Annotated in this window: 19 protein-coding genes and 1 tRNA gene; 9 read left to right on the top strand and 11 right to left on the bottom strand. The window is 36.2% G+C overall.

The window, feature by feature from the left end:
• Positions 1–8: 8 nt before the first annotated feature.
• The 5 genes from CES88_RS02490 to CES88_RS02470 all read right to left on the bottom strand — a co-directional run bounded on the left by CES88_RS02490 (position 9) and on the right by CES88_RS02470 (position 2,711).
• Positions 9–479, bottom strand: coding sequence for a fimbrial protein (locus tag CES88_RS02490; protein WP_290730469.1), 471 nt, complete (start codon positions 477–479; stop codon positions 9–11).
• 147 nt (positions 480–626) lie between these two features.
• Complete coding sequence (locus CES88_RS02485; RefSeq protein WP_290730466.1) at positions 627–884, bottom strand: hypothetical protein; 258 nt, start codon at positions 882–884, stop codon at positions 627–629.
• Between the two features lie 75 nt (positions 885–959).
• Positions 960–1,442: a fimbrial protein gene (locus CES88_RS02480; protein ID WP_290730464.1), complete on the bottom strand. Its 483-nt coding sequence runs from the start codon at positions 1,440–1,442 to the stop codon at positions 960–962.
• 161 nt (positions 1,443–1,603) lie between these two features.
• Entirely contained in the window at positions 1,604–2,101 is a 498-nt protein-coding gene (locus tag CES88_RS02475) for a hypothetical protein (protein ID WP_290730461.1), read from the bottom strand.
• Between the two features lie 52 nt (positions 2,102–2,153).
• On the bottom strand, positions 2,154–2,711 hold the full coding sequence (locus CES88_RS02470) for a hypothetical protein (RefSeq protein WP_290730459.1): 558 nt from the start codon (positions 2,709–2,711) through the stop codon (positions 2,154–2,156).
• 84 nt (positions 2,712–2,795) lie between these two features.
• Here CES88_RS02470 and CES88_RS02465 point away from each other — a divergent pair, with 84 nt between their 5' ends.
• The 6 genes from CES88_RS02465 (at position 2,796) to CES88_RS02440 (ending at position 7,884) form a co-directional block, all read left to right on the top strand.
• A complete protein-coding gene (locus CES88_RS02465; protein ID WP_290730456.1) occupies positions 2,796–3,602 on the top strand; it encodes an alpha/beta hydrolase in 807 nt (268 codons plus the stop codon).
• 115 nt (positions 3,603–3,717) lie between these two features.
• Positions 3,718–4,218, top strand: coding sequence for an HNH endonuclease (locus tag CES88_RS02460; protein ID WP_290730453.1), 501 nt, complete (start codon positions 3,718–3,720; stop codon positions 4,216–4,218).
• A 59-nt stretch (positions 4,219–4,277) separates the two neighbouring features.
• The gene (locus CES88_RS02455) at positions 4,278–5,285 is read left to right on the top strand and encodes an MBL fold metallo-hydrolase (protein WP_290730450.1); all 1,008 of its coding nucleotides are present in this window, start codon (positions 4,278–4,280) and stop codon (positions 5,283–5,285) included.
• Positions 5,285–6,274, top strand: coding sequence for a succinylglutamate desuccinylase (gene astE / locus CES88_RS02450; protein WP_290730447.1), 990 nt, complete (start codon positions 5,285–5,287; stop codon positions 6,272–6,274). Before CES88_RS02455 ends, astE begins: the two co-directional genes overlap by 1 nt.
• Positions 6,275–6,327: 53 nt before the next feature.
• Positions 6,328–7,089, top strand: a complete 762-nt coding sequence (locus CES88_RS02445; RefSeq protein ID WP_290730444.1) for an SH3 domain-containing protein — start codon at positions 6,328–6,330, stop codon at positions 7,087–7,089.
• A gap of 45 nt (positions 7,090–7,134) precedes the next feature.
• A complete protein-coding gene (locus tag CES88_RS02440) occupies positions 7,135–7,884 on the top strand; it encodes an N-acetylmuramoyl-L-alanine amidase (protein ID WP_290730441.1) in 750 nt (249 codons plus the stop codon).
• On the opposite strand, the gene CES88_RS02435 is transcribed toward CES88_RS02440, so the two are convergent.
• Together CES88_RS02435 and CES88_RS02430 are read right to left on the bottom strand one after the other, a co-directional pair.
• Positions 7,879–8,577, bottom strand: coding sequence for a penicillin-insensitive murein endopeptidase (locus CES88_RS02435; protein ID WP_290730439.1), 699 nt, complete (start codon positions 8,575–8,577; stop codon positions 7,879–7,881). The two genes, CES88_RS02440 and CES88_RS02435, sit on opposite strands and share 6 nt — an antisense overlap.
• 52 nt (positions 8,578–8,629) lie before the next feature.
• Complete coding sequence (locus CES88_RS02430; protein ID WP_290730437.1) at positions 8,630–9,061, bottom strand: YcgN family cysteine cluster protein; 432 nt, start codon at positions 9,059–9,061, stop codon at positions 8,630–8,632.
• Positions 9,062–9,172: 111 nt separating this feature from the next.
• Between CES88_RS02430 and CES88_RS02425 the strand changes: the two genes are divergently transcribed.
• The 3 genes from CES88_RS02425 (at position 9,173) to CES88_RS02415 (ending at position 12,399) form a co-directional block, all read left to right on the top strand.
• Positions 9,173–10,570 (top strand): HAMP domain-containing sensor histidine kinase, encoded by a 1,398-nt coding sequence (locus CES88_RS02425; RefSeq protein ID WP_290730434.1) that lies wholly within the window; start codon positions 9,173–9,175, stop codon positions 10,568–10,570.
• A gap of 158 nt (positions 10,571–10,728) precedes the next feature.
• Positions 10,729–11,538, top strand: coding sequence for a ThiF family adenylyltransferase (locus CES88_RS02420; RefSeq protein ID WP_290730431.1), 810 nt, complete (start codon positions 10,729–10,731; stop codon positions 11,536–11,538).
• A gap of 9 nt (positions 11,539–11,547) precedes the next feature.
• Positions 11,548–12,399, top strand: coding sequence for a hypothetical protein (locus CES88_RS02415; protein WP_290730428.1), 852 nt, complete (start codon positions 11,548–11,550; stop codon positions 12,397–12,399).
• Here CES88_RS02415 and CES88_RS02410 read toward each other — a convergent pair.
• The 4 genes from CES88_RS02410 to CES88_RS02395 form a co-directional block, all read right to left on the bottom strand.
• A complete protein-coding gene (locus tag CES88_RS02410) occupies positions 12,396–13,376 on the bottom strand; it encodes a M48 family metalloprotease (protein WP_290730425.1) in 981 nt (326 codons plus the stop codon). The two genes, CES88_RS02415 and CES88_RS02410, sit on opposite strands and share 4 nt — an antisense overlap.
• 12 nt (positions 13,377–13,388) lie before the next feature.
• Entirely contained in the window at positions 13,389–14,027 is a 639-nt protein-coding gene (locus CES88_RS02405; protein ID WP_290730422.1) for a transporter substrate-binding domain-containing protein, read from the bottom strand.
• A 232-nt stretch (positions 14,028–14,259) separates the two neighbouring features.
• Positions 14,260–14,337 (bottom strand) — tRNA-Cys (locus CES88_RS02400).
• A gap of 99 nt (positions 14,338–14,436) precedes the next feature.
• Positions 14,437–14,742, bottom strand: a complete 306-nt coding sequence (locus CES88_RS02395; RefSeq protein WP_290730419.1) for an HU family DNA-binding protein — start codon at positions 14,740–14,742, stop codon at positions 14,437–14,439.
• Positions 14,743–14,834 lie beyond the last annotated feature (92 nt).

Here is a 14,834-nt window from a genome sequence, read left to right as displayed (position 1 = left end):
GCCCTGTCTTAATTAACTTGAATAGTAAAAGTCACAGTATCTGAGTAAGTACCTTGGGTAAGACTTGCAGCAGGTTGACCAGTATACGAAATTTCTACATCGCTAGCGTGATTGTAAACTCCACCAGTGGATTCATTCTTTACTTCAGTGTCAGACTGAGAAAGAGAAACCGCCGTTCCGTCATACTTAAGAGTGTAATCCACTTGATCAAGGGAGCCATTCTTTAATTGTCCAGCATTAGCAGATCTAATGAGAATTTTATAACCTGTATTTGAGTTTGTCTGCTCGGTGACAGTACCTACTTTTAAATCGGATTCAGAACTAGTTAGGTCTAAACTATTATTTACACCAGCTTCTGCCTCAACAGTTAGAGATAGAACTTGGCCAATTGAACCTTGTAGTAAGAGCGTTCCTTGAGGAGCAGCGAAAGAGCTCAACGTTAGAATTGAAAGTGTAGAAGCAATTAGTAATTTTCTCATATTTCCTCCATATGAATAAGTTACTAATAGTATATACAAGGTGCATGCCAAAAGCAGGGAGGCATTATCCTCCTTTTTAGAGTCAAAAAGTCATTTTAGTGTCATTTAGAACTAGAGCTAGGGTCAAAAAGAAATTAAAAAAGATAATTAATTTGCTTCGATTTCTAAGACTTGATAGCGACTTTTATCATTCTTACTTAAGCTAAGATTTCTAGATTTAAAAACGTAGGATCTTAAGTTTTTCTTAAAGGGAGCATTAGAGACAATTCGAATATTATTATTCTCATCAATACGGTAATCGATATTAACACCAATTCTTGAAGATAAGAGAAGTGAGCCAGAATTAGCAGCATTAATACATAGAGACGAAGTAAGGGCAAATAGAATGAAGCTGACTTTTATCACAATAAACTCCTCAGAGTATTATCGGACAAAAAACAGCATACCTGAGAACTATTCTCAAGTATGCCCTATATTCAATTAGTTAACTTGGATTGTAAAAGTCACGGTATCAGAATAAGTACCTTGAGTTAGTGCCGCAGCAGAACCACTTCCAGTAAGACTTACTTCAAAATCACTCTCGTGATCATAAACACCACCTGTTGAGACATTTTTTACTGCTACATCAGATGTAGTTAACGATCTAGCAGTTGCTTCACCATCATATTTTACAGTATAGGCTACACTATCAAGAGCACCATTTTTTAAGAGTCCACCATTGGCAGATCTAACAAGAATTTTATAACCTGTATTTGAGTTTGTCTCTTCTGTCACAACTGCAACTTTCAAGTCCTCTTCTCCATTTACTAAATCAAGATTAGTATTTACACCAGATTCTGCAGTAACAGTTAGCGATAGAACCTGATCAACTTGACCTTGAAGTAAGAGAGTTCCCTGCGTAGCAGCGAATATTGGATTTGCCATAATTACCATAGCAGCGGTAGCAATTAATGTTTTCTTCATGATGTTTTCTCCTCTAAGAAAATTGAAAGTTACCTATCTATATCCAAGAAACGTACCAACTCCTCAAGTCTTATTATTAAGAAGATAAGCCCTAAAGCTCAAGAAGCCTGTTAATTTTTTAAACAGAACGAAGTAAAACTGTCTATTAATTAGACAATAGATTAGCGAATAAAGCTCGTTAGACTATAGTCCCCAAGAACTGGGATACTTAGAAGAGTTAGATCACTCTTAATCCATCCCACCCCTTCTACACTTGGGTGGTACCAGAGAAATCCCTTCCACTTTCCATTATCAGGAATAATTTCGATTTTAAAGGCGTCATAGTACTCGCCTATGCTCTCCCTCTTGATAAACTTTACTGTGGCCCTATCAACTTTAATTGAACCGACTTGCTCAAGATGAGTATAACCCTCTTTAGTGGAGAATATTTTTGGCAGGCCCTGCTCAACATCACCTTGGAGTTTACTATCTCCCACGGGTACATAGAATTTCTTCTTTATTTTATAAGCAATCTTTGCGGTAAATGATGTAGCAGTATTACTTGAGACCTCTATTCTTATTTCACCGCCCTTATGATGTTGTCCTTTTGCAATATCATGCAAAATAGGAGAGGCCATTAAGTTTGTAGAAAGAAATAAAAATAAGAGTAGTGCTTTCAAAGAGACTCCAAAAAAAAGCCACGCTTAGTACGTGGCCCAGGTATTAATTAACTTACTGACAATCGTTCATTTCTCTAAAGTATTGAGCGCAAACATTTGAAGCGTTAGTACAATCACTTAAACGACTAGATGTATAAGATCTGTAACCACATGTACGAATCGCCTGAGTTTCTACTAGAACATCAAATGAACCTGTTTCAACTGTATCTCCAGAATTTGTAAGTTTATACTCAATAGTATTTTCACCGCTCTTTAAAAGAGGTCTTTGTGTGAGTGTCCAAATCCAAAGATTAAAATTCTCTCTACTCTCATTACCTTTAATTTTAGATGACTTCGTCTTAGTCTTGCCACTAGAATTAACATATTTAAGCTCAACCTTATCCGCTTCAACTCCTGAATCAAAAGTAAAAGTAGATCTAATGGAAGGAGTCAGATAACTATCAGTGCAGTTCACATAGGCGTAATCGCTCTGTCCTCGTTCATAACAACTAACTCTAATCTGTCCCTGGATTCTATGATTTTCAAATTTCTCCCCTGCTTTTAAACCCGTATGGGCAACAGACGAAAGTGAAAGAAGTAAGAGAGCTGCCGTGCTCAAAAGTGACTTCATGTAATTCTCCTTAATAAAGTTATCAATATGTTAGTTTTCTTTTTTTCAAAGTACAAATGATGATAGAAATGGTAAGATTTTGAAATGAAAAAATTTATCTTCATACTACTACTTCTTATTTCAACTAAAAGCCTTGCTCTAAATTGCAATAACGCCACACAGAAAATAACTTTCGAGGGAGACGTTAAAGGCATCGTCCTCATTGCTCACGGTTTAAATCTTAATTCAGAGAAAATGGAGACTTTAGGCAATTACTATAAGTCACAAAGTATCTCCCCACTCTACATAAAGCTTACAGGTCATACAAAAGAAACAAATTGGAAGAGCGTCTCTAAAGAGAGATGGATAAAGGATTTCTACATTCCACTTTGTCAGGCCTATTTAAGCTCAAAGGAATTAAAAGTTCCTCTCTATGGACTAGGCTTCTCTCTTGGAGCTGAACTCATTCAACACTCTATTGAAAAATTTAAGGCCCCCTTTAAAAGTGTTACTTATATCGCTCCAGCTTTCAAAACGAGATGGTACACTAGCTTTATTACACTACTCTTTAAAATGGGTCTCACCTTTAATCTTCCAAGCGGAAACTTTGTTGAATATAGAGCGAAATCAAGTACAGGACTTCTCGCCTATAAAGCCATGTGGGAAATTAATAAGGATCTAGCTTTTCAAGATCAAATTCCAAAAACTATTCTTATGGATATGAGAGATGAGCTCATTGACTTCTATTCAACGAGAGATTTATGCAAGAAATGGAAGAATTGTACCTTTATAGAACTCAAATCAAAACCTACTAGAAATGAGAAGAGCATCTATCACTTGGCCATAGACCCTTCTACTCTAGGGCAAGCAATGTGGAAGAAACTGACCAGCAAGATCACTTTAGGCCTTTAATAGATAGCCTTTACAAGTACTTAGGATGACAGAAGATATTATATTTCCTAATTTGTTGTTTATTTCAGAGTTATGATAAAATTTAAGAGTATTGAATCTCCAAGGAGTTTTAACCATGCGAACCCTGCTCTTAGATAGTACCTTCTTCCCGGTGCGAATCATCAACTGGCAAAAGGCCATGATTCTGCTTCTCACCGGTCGGGCCGAAGTCGTCACCGAATATGACGACACTCTTATTCGGTCCACCTCACAAAGCTTTAGTTTGCCCAAAATTCTTCGCCTCTACAATCGCCATAATACTCAAAGACAAGTTAAATTCACCCGCCTAAATGTTTACCTACGTGATGACTATACCTGCCAATACTGCACTAAAGGTTTTGCTTTTAAAGACCTCACTTTCGATCATGTTATCCCTGTCAGTAAAGGGGGAAAAACTAATTGGAAGAATATTGTCACGTGCTGTAAGAAGTGCAACTCCAAGAAGGGCGCAAAGACTTTGAAGGAGACGGGCTTTAAGTTGATGAAGCCTCCAAAAAAGCCAGGATGGTCTGCTACAATGTGTCTTAGAATTAAAGAGAATGATCCTAGTGAATGGTTTCAGTGGCTTCCCGCTTAGACAGCATTAGACTAAATATCCCATCTTAGTTATATTTACCTTCTACTTTTGGAGGTAATTTGAAACTAAATTTCATACTCATAATTCTCTTGGTGTCTTGCACGGCCGCTCCTTCCAAACAGATGAAAGAAAGTAAGAACTTCAATGGAAAAGTATTTCAATATAAGAATCAAAGAATTGATAAATCTCTTTTTGAAGTTTTAAAATGGAAGCTCACAGATGATGATACTCCTTGGCCTGAAGAAATTCCTGTAGAGCAGGTAAAAATTAAAAAGGAGAGAGTTGAGAAAGAAACCCATCTCACTTTTATAAATCACTCCACATTTCTTATCCAAAATAAGAATATCAATATTCTTACTGACCCTATATGGGGAGAGAGAACGTCACCCTTTAGTTTTATTGGTCCCAAGAGAGTAAGAAAACCTGGGGTGAAGTTTAGTGATCTTCCTCCAATTCATGTCGTTCTAGTAGGCCACAATCACTACGATCATCTCGATATCGACACTCTCAAAAAACTCAATCAAGAGCATTCACCAACTTTCATAGTGGGCCTTGGAGTTGAGAGGCTCCTAATGGAAAATGGTATTGAAAAAATTATCTCCCTCGACTGGGACCAGTCCGTGACAATAAGTGAAATAAAGTACACCTTCGTTGCCTGCAAGCATTGGTCGGCAAGAGGAATCTTTGATCGAAATGAAACTCTCTGGGGTTCATTTATTATAAATGGTGATAAGCAAATTTACTTCGCCAGCGATACTGGTTATTCAGATCATTTCAAAGAGCAATTCAAAAAATATGGACCAATGGAAATTTCTCTTATCCCAATTGGAGCCTATGAGCCTAGATGGTTTATGAAAGACCAACATATGAATCCTAGAGATAGCATACTTGCACATAAAGACTTACAGTCAAATCTGACAATCGGTATGCACTTTGGAACTTTCAAACTTACCAATGAGGGTATTAATACGCCAATAGAGGATTTACATAAGGCCCAAGAAGAATTTAAAATTACAGAAAATGAATTTATCGTGCCATTTTTTGGACAAAGTTTTAGGATTAAATAATGAAGAAAGATTTTCTAATGTGGACGAGAGAGAATGAAGAATATAAAGGCAACCTTTACACTTGGAAAGATGTCCAGGGCGGAAGTTTAAAAGTTTTAAGCACTGGTATCTTAGAGTTTATTCCTCATCAGCCGAGCACAACTCAAATTGTCTACAGCAGTGGTATTCATGGAAATGAGACAGCGCCAATAGAGATCATCAACGATATTATAACAAGTATTGAAAATAGCTCTCTCAAATGCATACATCACACCCTCTTTATTTTTGGAAATCCAAAGGCGATGAATATTGAAAAGAGATTTTGCACAGAGAATCTCAATCGACTCTTTGCCAGGAAGCTCGATACCAAAGAAGATAACTACGAAGTGAGAAGGGCCAAAGAAATTATAAGCATCCTAGATGACTTCTATCAGAGTGATACAAAGAAAATTCACTATGATCTTCATACCGCAATCAAGCCCTCAGAACTTAAGAAATTTGCGATTTACCCTTATTCTGAAGGAAACCCAATTGACCCAGAACAACTAGGCTTTCTAGAGAAGTCTGGGATCGACGCCGTCATATTGAGTGATGATATTGCTACAACATTCTCCTACTACTCTAGCAGTCTTTACAATGCAGCTTCTTTTACTTTAGAACTTGGAAAAGTTGAAAGGTTTGGGGAGAATGACAGGGAAAACTTCAAAGAAATTGAAGCAACTCTAAGAGGAATTCTCACAGGAGAATACCAAGAGAGTAGAGAAATATCTAAGCTCAAAGTTTTTGAGATGGAAGTCGAAATTATCAAGCACGATGAATCCTTTACCTTTAGTTTTGACGATAACCTTCCAAATTTTTCAAAGTTTCAAGACGGTGAACTAGTCTCAAAAGATCAGAGCGAAGAAATTAGAGCAAAGGGAAACGAGCAGAGAATTATCTTTCCAAATGCAGGTGTCGAAATAGGAGAAAGAGCGGGACTTATTATCGGACCAAAACATTTGCCATTGTAAATTTAAGTGGCTAATATTACTAACACACACTAATCTTTGTTAACAGGGACGTTATGAAAGACAATATTGAAGACATGGTTAAAGAAACCATTGAAGAGAAACCACTTGGTGGAAAATCTCTTTCCTCCATTCTAAAAAAGAATACACTAGATAAAACTTCTACAGGACTTACTAGCTTATTATCAAATAATCTAGGCTCTCCTATTTCAGAAACAAAGACTCAAATACAGCAGATAACAACAGAGTTCTATCCAACGGATATGATGATCAATAATGAGTTTCTAAGAATTGAAAGAGAGAAGAACGAGCAACTAACAAAGTCTTTAGATAAACTGTCAGTACTTCCAGAACAATTAGATATCATTCAAAAGAAATTAGATGAGCTGACACAATTTGAAGAGATGAATAAACTCGACCAAGATATTAACAATGAAATCTCAAAGAATCTCTTCGATTCGCTCAAAGAAAAGAGAAACTACCTCTACGTTGTCATGGGAGTTTGTATAGTTTTTGGCCTCACTCTTGGAATTATCTCTTCAAGTCCTAAAGAAGTTGTCCAAGTGGCACAAGCACCTATCATTAAAAAAGAATTAAAGAAAATTAATAAGCTCAACCAATTTGTAACACTTAAATTTGTTAATCTCAGAGAGGAGAATTCTCCAAAATCAAAAGTGGTTAAAACTCTCTCACCCAACCAAGTACTTACTCAGCTTGATAAAAAAGGTGGATGGATTCAGGTTGAATATAAAGACTTAGTAAATAATAAAGTCACTAAAGGCTGGGGCTGGTACGAAAATCTAAAAGCACTTAATTAGAGAACGTATTTGCATCAGCTCTATTATTAACTTAGAATATACTTGATGAAGTTAATTTCTATACTATTTTTACTTTTCTCTATTAGTTACTCTGCTAGCGCCCAATCAATTCTCATTGATCCTGGCCATGGCGGAGAAGACTGCGGAGCAAAAGGAAAACTATGGGTAGGAAAAACTCTTAAAGTAATTTGTGAAAAAGATATCGCTCTTTCAATTGCAAAAATTATTCACAAGAGGCTTTCTAAGAACTTTTCAGCTTATTTAACCAGAAGTCTCGATAGAACGGTAACACTCGAAGAGAGGGCCGATCTAGCAGATAAAATCAAGGCAGATATTTTTATCTCTATTCATATAAATGCCTCAACCTCTAAATACTCCCATGGTCTTGAAACTTTCTACCTTGATAATCACGACAATGCGGCCGTAAAGAAAGTCGAAGAAGTAGAGAATAAGAATACGAAGGGAGAGCAAGTCATTATCAATAAAATCCTCGCCGACTTAGTAATAGATAGAACAGCTCCAAGCTCAAGAAGAATGGCAAAGTTAGTACATGAAGAAATAAGCTCTAAAATTTCCAAGAAATATAAAATCACTGACCGCGGAGTAAAGCCGGCCATATTCTATGTGATGGCCCTCAGTAAGAGGCCTTCAATACTCCTAGAAGTCGGATTTATTTCCAACACTAAAGAACTTAAGAAGTTAATCTCAAAGAAATTTCAAAATGATTATGCTAATGCAGTTGCGCAAGGGGTAGAGAAGTTCTTCGCCAAGGTAAAGACTCCTCCACTTTTATAAGCTTTCTACTATTAAATTTGCACAGCCACTACCACTAGAAGGATCATCTTGTTCGCGGCAATTTGCGTAAGACTTATGACATTTCAGTCTTAAATGAAAATGTGTAAGATGATTCGCGGCGGGTCTAAGTCGTCTTAGAGTTTCTTTCTCTCTAGGACTTGGTGAACTTCCGTAGAGTTCACAGAACTTCTTTTTAACTGCTGTATCAACAAAGATTCTCCCCACTCCACCTTTAGAAATAATAAATTGAAAAAGTTGCCAGTTCTTTGAGATATCAAAATTTCTTGTGAGCTTACCATTTTTAACAAAGTACTCTCCCCACTCGGGATAATCTACATCTTGGCCTTTCTTATTTACCCGAAGATAGACAACGTCTACGTCGAGACCATTTTGATGTGAGCTATGACGGCTTACAAAGCCTCCTCTCTCGGCAGAGATATCTCCGATTTGAAACTTTTCAATACCAGGATGAGATGAAGTAAATTCACTTGTAAAATCTGAAATAAAAGACAGTAAGTGATCTGTCGCAAATAATCTCTTTCTAGAGCGAAACAGCTTTTCAAAGTCGCCACTATATTCATCGATTGAACTTGAGTTTATAATAGAGCCCTTCGAATAGAAGCCTATGGCCTCAGACGAATAAGAGTTTGAAATACAAAGTAATGAGACTGCGAAGGTAATTAACTTAAACATATAAATCCTATTTTTCTCTAATTATAATAGGACTTAATACAGCTTTTCAAATTTAATCTTCGATTTCCACGATCATGTCCACCCAATCATCTTCTGGAACATTATCCACAGGTACGCACCAATCCATGACGGATTTTCCAAGAGAATGCACCAGACTTGAATCACCACTTACTAGGTGATGCCATTTCGGAAGTTCTTTACCTTTAGCAACCAGCTTATAGGCGCATGTACTTGGTAAATACTCAAGAGAGTCTATATTTTCAGGTGTGATCTTAAGACATTCAGGAACAACTAGAAAGCGAGAAGAGTACTGCTTACACTTAACCTTCTCAATATCAAGAAGAGAGCAGGCACAGGCCGTATAAGCGATTTCAAAAGTGTCAGGGTCCTCTAATTTCACAAGGCAGCACTTGCCACAACCGTCGCACAGAGATTCCCACTCATCTGAGGTAAACTCAGCTATTTTCTTATTTTTCCAAAACATTAAAGATTACTTACCTTCCAGAGGTTAACTATTGAATATACTTGTAAATAATATAGTATAATTTCTACAAGTTACTTCATAATCTTAACTAAAATTGGTATAAATGTCCCAATGGAAGTATCCAACGCTACCCTAGTAGCTTATATTGACACACTAAAAGAACATCACCTAGATCCAAGAGATTTAATCCTTGGTACATCGCTAGACTTCAATCACATCACAAATACAAAAGAAAAAATAAGCTGGAAAGAATTCGAGACTATCACTAATAATACATTCTCTCTAGTGGGTGAAAAGAAAGCTCTTCATAGCCTTAGAAATACAGGAGTGAATAACGACGGCCTATCTATTGTAAAAAAAATAGGGGCTGCGACTTTTAGAGTTGAAGATATCTACTGGTTCTTTTGCTCATTTGTCGGAAAATACTTCTATAAGAATTTAAAATTTGAGTATAAGAAAGTCACTAAAGGGCACGTTCAAATTACGATAAAAATGAACCCAGGTCATACCTGCTTTAGTAACTTTACCAAGGCCTACGCTTCCGCCTTTGAGGGATTCCCTGCGGCCCTAGGACTAAAACCAGCACGAGCAGTTATTGATCAAACTGAGAAGAACCCTATTATAAATCTCTACTTTACTAATAGCTTTAAATTATGGAATCCATTCATCCTCGCGAGCAGATTCTTTCAAAGTATGCAAAACACAACAACACTTCTAAGTGAGATTGAAGAAAAGAGACATGAACAATCACTTTTAAACCAAGAACTCGAGTTATTAAATAATAAACTTGATAGCTCAAATAGACTAAATGAAACATTAATAAAAGCGATTATGCACGACCTCAACAATCCTCTTGCCATTATTCGCTTAAAGAATGAAAAGCTCTTAAATGAAATGGAAGACTTCGGTCAAAGAGATAAAGAAATATTAAATAGAGCAACAGAAAATATGCACAATGTTATTCAAGAACTTAGGGAGTTCCACCTTGCTAAGAGAATTATGTGTGATGATAAATTCAATATATTAGATATTTTAGAAGAAGTTAAAGAACTCTTTCAAGAAGCTCTAGAAGAAAAGAGATTAAAATTAATCATAGAAGCCAAGCTGCATTCAAGTTCAACACTAAAGGGAAGTAGAATTACATTTCTAAATTCTATTCTTGCAAACATCATTTCTAATTCGATTAAATTTAGTTTTGAAGGTGGAGAAATTCTCATTAAGGCCTGCGAAGAATATGGCCGTATAAAGATAAGTATTATTGACAGAGGAACAGGAATGAAGACTTCCGCTATCAATAATTTCTTTAACAATGAATTATGTGAGAGCGAGGAAGGAACTTCTGGCGAGCTCGGACTCGGAGTAGGACTTACACAAGCGACATACTTCACTAAAGAGATGGGTGGTGAAATTCAAGTGAATTCAAGACCGTTTAATAAGTTTCCAAAAAATCACGGAACAGAATTCAACTTACTCTTTGGTAATGAAAATCAGTCAGTTACTCTACAGTAGCCAAGTTTTTGAGACTTCATTCTAAAGAATATATGAACTTTAAACCATACTATAATAACTACAACTCTTCTAAATTACACTCTTACTAAATAATTTCTCAATACAGTTAAATCTCAAATAATCTTGGCCGTATGATGAATCCTCTAAAAGGAGTTCATATGTTTTCACGAAATTTAGGTTTAATAAGTGAACAAGATCAAGAGGCTTTAAGAGACTCGAAAGTACTCATTGCGGGAACAGGAGGAATGGGAGGAGTTTGCGCTGAAGTCTTAGTGCGTATGGGAGTTGAAAATTTAACTTTAGTTGATCATGACATCTACGAAGAGAGTAACTTCAATCGACAGCTACATGCCAATAAAGATTCAATTGGAAGATATAAAGTAGAAGTACTAGCTGAGGAGTTCTTAAAAATAAATCCAAAAATAAATATTAAATTCTTTCCTGAAAAAGTCTCCCTAGAGAATATTGAGTCTCTACTTGATCAAGTAGACTATGTCGTCAATGGCATGGATGAAATGTATAACTCTTTAATACTAGAAAGAACTGCTAGAAAGAAAGGAATTACAATTGTTGATGCTTGGCTAACACCTTACGCAAGTGTCTTTGTTATGACTCCGGACTCTCCTCACTGGGAGGACTTTCTAGATCTTCCAACAAAAGGGGTTCCCTTTGATCAGCTCACCCCAGAGCTCTGTAACGAAGCAGTTGATATCGAAGTGAAGTATACTTTCTCTCATTTCTCACCTTTTAAAATTATCTCTAAAGAGTTAGTGCAAGATATTGTTTACAAGAAGCGCCCAAGGCCTTCACTTGCCCCAGTGGTCTGGCTAAGTGGAGTTCTTATGGCAAATGAAGTTTTTAAATTAGCAACAAAGCAGCCTCATACAGACTACAGAGGAATATTCTTTGATCAATATGAGATGTCTCTGCAAGCGGGAACAGCAAAGACTTTTAAGAAAGTAGCCTAGGAGTATTATATGTTTAAGCAATATTCTTTTAACAATATTAAATCAAAGCACTACTTAAACCCAGGTGAGAACCTCAATGATCTCGACCTGATGAGACTTCATAACTCACTTGTTTCTATAAATCAAAATGCAAAAGCTCAAGTAGACAATCTCTACTTAAGAAAGAATTTAAAGCTAAGTGATTTAAAAGAAGTCTACGCGACTTGCGCTATTACTCTTATTGAAGATGAACTTTCACCTTTTGGCTTTCTTATTAGTCCTATCATTAAGTCTGAAGTTGGCCATATTTTCCATGGAGGATTAATTATTTTTAACCGAAATCCTGGAGGAGACTTTATGAGCCTCACCGCTCTTTGCAACGCCTCTATGGCCTATGAGAAATACGGAACTCTCTTTGCGACTAATATCTCTTCGACTCCTTCAATAATTGAAGTGTTTACCAATACAATCAGTCAGGTATGGCCATCTCCGAAGATTAATTTAAAAGTAATCCCAAAAGACTATAAGGTAGTTGTTCAGGCTTTAAAAAATCAATATATGGATAAGTACTTTCCTGAAAATTCAAATGTCATTGTTGATGATAAGAGATTTACCATGTCTTCAAACTCTACTGAAATGGGTTTTTCTACCGACTACTATAAATTGAGCAGGGCAAATAAATATATCTTTCAAGCATTTTGTAAAATTTGGGTGAACTACGAAGAAAGCGAGGATATTATTCAAGTAGGAAAAGTAACATTTCTCACCTATCTTCAACAGAAAATAAAATTAGAGATTCTCAAGATGAAGCTAAAGAGAGTTAGACCTAAATCAAAAATAGATTTAGGAGTAAAAGAGAAAAAAGAGCAGCGAGTTGCTTAAACTAGAGTTTGAACTTTTAAAAAACTCTTTGAGTTTATAATTCCCCCTCTTCCACTCACTTCTTGACTCATTTCATTCATTTGTCTCACCCTCTCAATGCTTGGAGGGTGAGTACTTAGAGCATCTGCAAATTTTTTGGAGATTCCATTTGAATTTCTCTGATACTGCTTTTCCATTACAAGTAATTTCTCATAGAATTTACCAATGTGATTAGCATCATAGCCTGCCGCCAGAGAAGTACTAAAACCGATTCTATCTGCTTCCATCTCATCTTCTCTAGAGTTGGCCATAAAACCAAACTTTTGAATAAGAAGAGCTCCACCTACTCCGGCCGCTCCTCCGTAGAGAGCAATTCTTTGGATACATTCGCGGTCACCTTTCTTACAAAGGGCCTTACCGAGTCCATATCCTGCCGCTCCACCAAGAATAGCTCCACCAATTCCAAAGAGTAAATTCTTCGTCTTTGATTTCTTCTCTGCTTCAATACGTTCAGCTGTGTGACGGGCCTTAATATGCCCAATTTCATGACCTAGAACTCCTGCAAGTTCTGCTTCGCTACTGGCCATTTTAATAAGAGGAGCCGTAACAAAGACCTCTCCAGCAGGCAGAGCAAAGGCATTTACCATTTTAGAGTTCACAACTCTAAAGTGATAATTATAAGGATGTCCCTCTAGTCCATTAGCAGAAGTAATCTTAGCTCCAAGATTACGTATATAAGATTGAGCGTAAGAGTTAGAAACACTTGGGTATTCTTTTTCCATTTGAGGTAGGTACTCTTTAGTCATTTGTCTCTCATCAGAAAAACTAAGACTTGTTTCTTGTCCTGTATTATCTCCCTCACGCATTCTATGTTTTGATCCTGTAGCGCATGAAGCGAGAATCATAGGAAGAGCAACGAGAAATGCCCTTCTTCCCTGGTCTGTTGAATTAACTTTTACAAGATCTCTCTCTAATTGTTTTAAAACTTTCTCGCTCATAAGAACACTCCACTACTTTAAAAAAGAAAACTCCCTCACAAAGGACAAAGACTTAGTATTTTCCACGCAAAGGTCGCGCATTTTCTTAGTTTGAAATAGAAAGCCAGTCGGGATTGGTTCAAGAAAATCATAAGTAGAGACTAACTCCTTACTAGATATAACTTTCTCTTCAATAAGTTGATCCCTGTAGAACTTAAATATTTGTTCATCCATCATGAGAAACTGAACTCTCCCAAGATAGAGCAGACGAATCTGCTTTTTTAATTTGAAATCTTCAGTGTATTTCTTATTATTTTGGCTCATTAAGAGATAGTCGCCGGAAAGAAATGTAGAAGATCCTTTCCAAGCAGCAATTGAATAATCTTTTAAATCACTTATTTTTTCTATTTTAAAGTTATTCTTTTTTAGAGAGAAGAATTTGTTCTTATAAGAATAAATTCTTCCCGTATAAAAACCTTGCATACGCTTTTCGTGATATAACTTTTCATTAATATCAGTAACGACGTCTAATTTTTCTTTTGTAAATTCCTTTATTCTTCTAAAGTATGGATAGTTTTTAAACTCAATTTCACGCCCGCTAGTTTTTAAGCATGCTACGACCATCCTCTCGATAAATCCAGTATGATCACTTGGACGAATCCAAGGTTCCATCTCACTTCCAATCGAAACCTTTATTGAGCCTGCGCCAAGAGAAACTCGAGATAATAACAATAGAAGAATTAAGTAGAGAGTTTTAATAAGTAACCAAATCAGTAGTTAATAATTATTTATTATAACAATTGAAAAAAGATATGCGAGAATTATTTAGACTTTTATTACATAGAGAGAGTTAGACTTTTCATTATAATAAAAAAGCCAGCAATAAAGCTGGCTTTTTTAAAAATGGAGGTCAGAATCGGATTCGAACCGATGATGCAACAGTTTTGCAAACTGCGCCATTTGACCACTCTGGCATCTGACCACATTTGACTGTGAAAATGTATAATGATTTATACGAATAGAAATGTCAACACAGAACTCGCGTTATTTCAGCTAGTTCTGCGTTGTCTAAGAAAAACGACTATGCTTCTCTAATAACGTATTTATCTTTACCAGAGTCAACCATTTCTCTAAGTTCTTTACCAACTTTGAAGAAAGGTACTTTCTTAGGTGGAACTTTTACGACTTTTCCAGTCTTAGGATTCCTACCCTCGTACGCTTTATAATTTCTATTTGCAAATGATCCGAAACCTCTAATTTCAATTCTCTCGTCGTTATAAAGAGATTTGATCATTGAATCGAAACAAATGTTGATGATTGATTCAGCTTGCTTATGTGTTAAATTAGCTTGCTTTTCAATCGCAGCAATAAGATCTGCCTTAGTCATACGTCTCTCCTTTAGAAACATTCAACTTACATTATTGTATGATTAAGTAGCCTATCGGCACTTTTTCAAATTCCTAAATAGCTTAAATCATT

This window comes from Halobacteriovorax sp. JY17 (genome assembly GCF_002753895.1).
In the GTDB taxonomy this organism is placed as follows: domain Bacteria; phylum Bdellovibrionota; class Bacteriovoracia; order Bacteriovoracales; family Bacteriovoracaceae; genus Halobacteriovorax.
This window is presented reverse-complemented; position numbering and strand designations above follow the sequence as displayed.

Excerpts from the sequence above, each read along its gene's own strand:
- CES88_RS02470 (WP_290730459.1), bottom strand. The coding sequence starts at position 2,711 with ATGAAGTCACTTTTGAGCACGGCAGCTCTCTTACTTCTTTCACTTTCG.
- CES88_RS02395 (WP_290730419.1), bottom strand. The coding sequence starts at position 14,742 with ATGACTAAGGCAGATCTTATTGCTGCGATTGAAAAGCAAGCTAATTTA.
- CES88_RS02490 (WP_290730469.1), bottom strand. The coding sequence starts at position 479 with ATGAGAAAATTACTAATTGCTTCTACACTTTCAATTCTAACGTTGAGC.
- CES88_RS02415 (WP_290730428.1), top strand. The coding sequence starts at position 11,548 with ATGTTTAAGCAATATTCTTTTAACAATATTAAATCAAAGCACTACTTA.
- CES88_RS02460 (WP_290730453.1), top strand. The coding sequence starts at position 3,718 with ATGCGAACCCTGCTCTTAGATAGTACCTTCTTCCCGGTGCGAATCATC.
- CES88_RS02465 (WP_290730456.1), top strand. The coding sequence starts at position 2,796 with ATGAAAAAATTTATCTTCATACTACTACTTCTTATTTCAACTAAAAGC.
- CES88_RS02435 (WP_290730439.1), bottom strand. The coding sequence starts at position 8,577 with ATGTTTAAGTTAATTACCTTCGCAGTCTCATTACTTTGTATTTCAAAC.
- CES88_RS02425 (WP_290730434.1), top strand. The coding sequence starts at position 9,173 with ATGGAAGTATCCAACGCTACCCTAGTAGCTTATATTGACACACTAAAA.
- CES88_RS02480 (WP_290730464.1), bottom strand. The coding sequence starts at position 1,442 with ATGAAGAAAACATTAATTGCTACCGCTGCTATGGTAATTATGGCAAAT.
- CES88_RS02405 (WP_290730422.1), bottom strand. The coding sequence starts at position 14,027 with ATGGAACCTTGGATTCGTCCAAGTGATCATACTGGATTTATCGAGAGG.
- CES88_RS02420 (WP_290730431.1), top strand. The coding sequence starts at position 10,729 with ATGTTTTCACGAAATTTAGGTTTAATAAGTGAACAAGATCAAGAGGCT.
- CES88_RS02410 (WP_290730425.1), bottom strand. The coding sequence starts at position 13,376 with ATGAGCGAGAAAGTTTTAAAACAATTAGAGAGAGATCTTGTAAAAGTT.
- CES88_RS02445 (WP_290730444.1), top strand. The coding sequence starts at position 6,328 with ATGAAAGACAATATTGAAGACATGGTTAAAGAAACCATTGAAGAGAAA.
- CES88_RS02430 (WP_290730437.1), bottom strand. The coding sequence starts at position 9,061 with ATGTTTTGGAAAAATAAGAAAATAGCTGAGTTTACCTCAGATGAGTGG.
- CES88_RS02440 (WP_290730441.1), top strand. The coding sequence starts at position 7,135 with ATGAAGTTAATTTCTATACTATTTTTACTTTTCTCTATTAGTTACTCT.
- astE (WP_290730447.1), top strand. The coding sequence starts at position 5,285 with ATGAAGAAAGATTTTCTAATGTGGACGAGAGAGAATGAAGAATATAAA.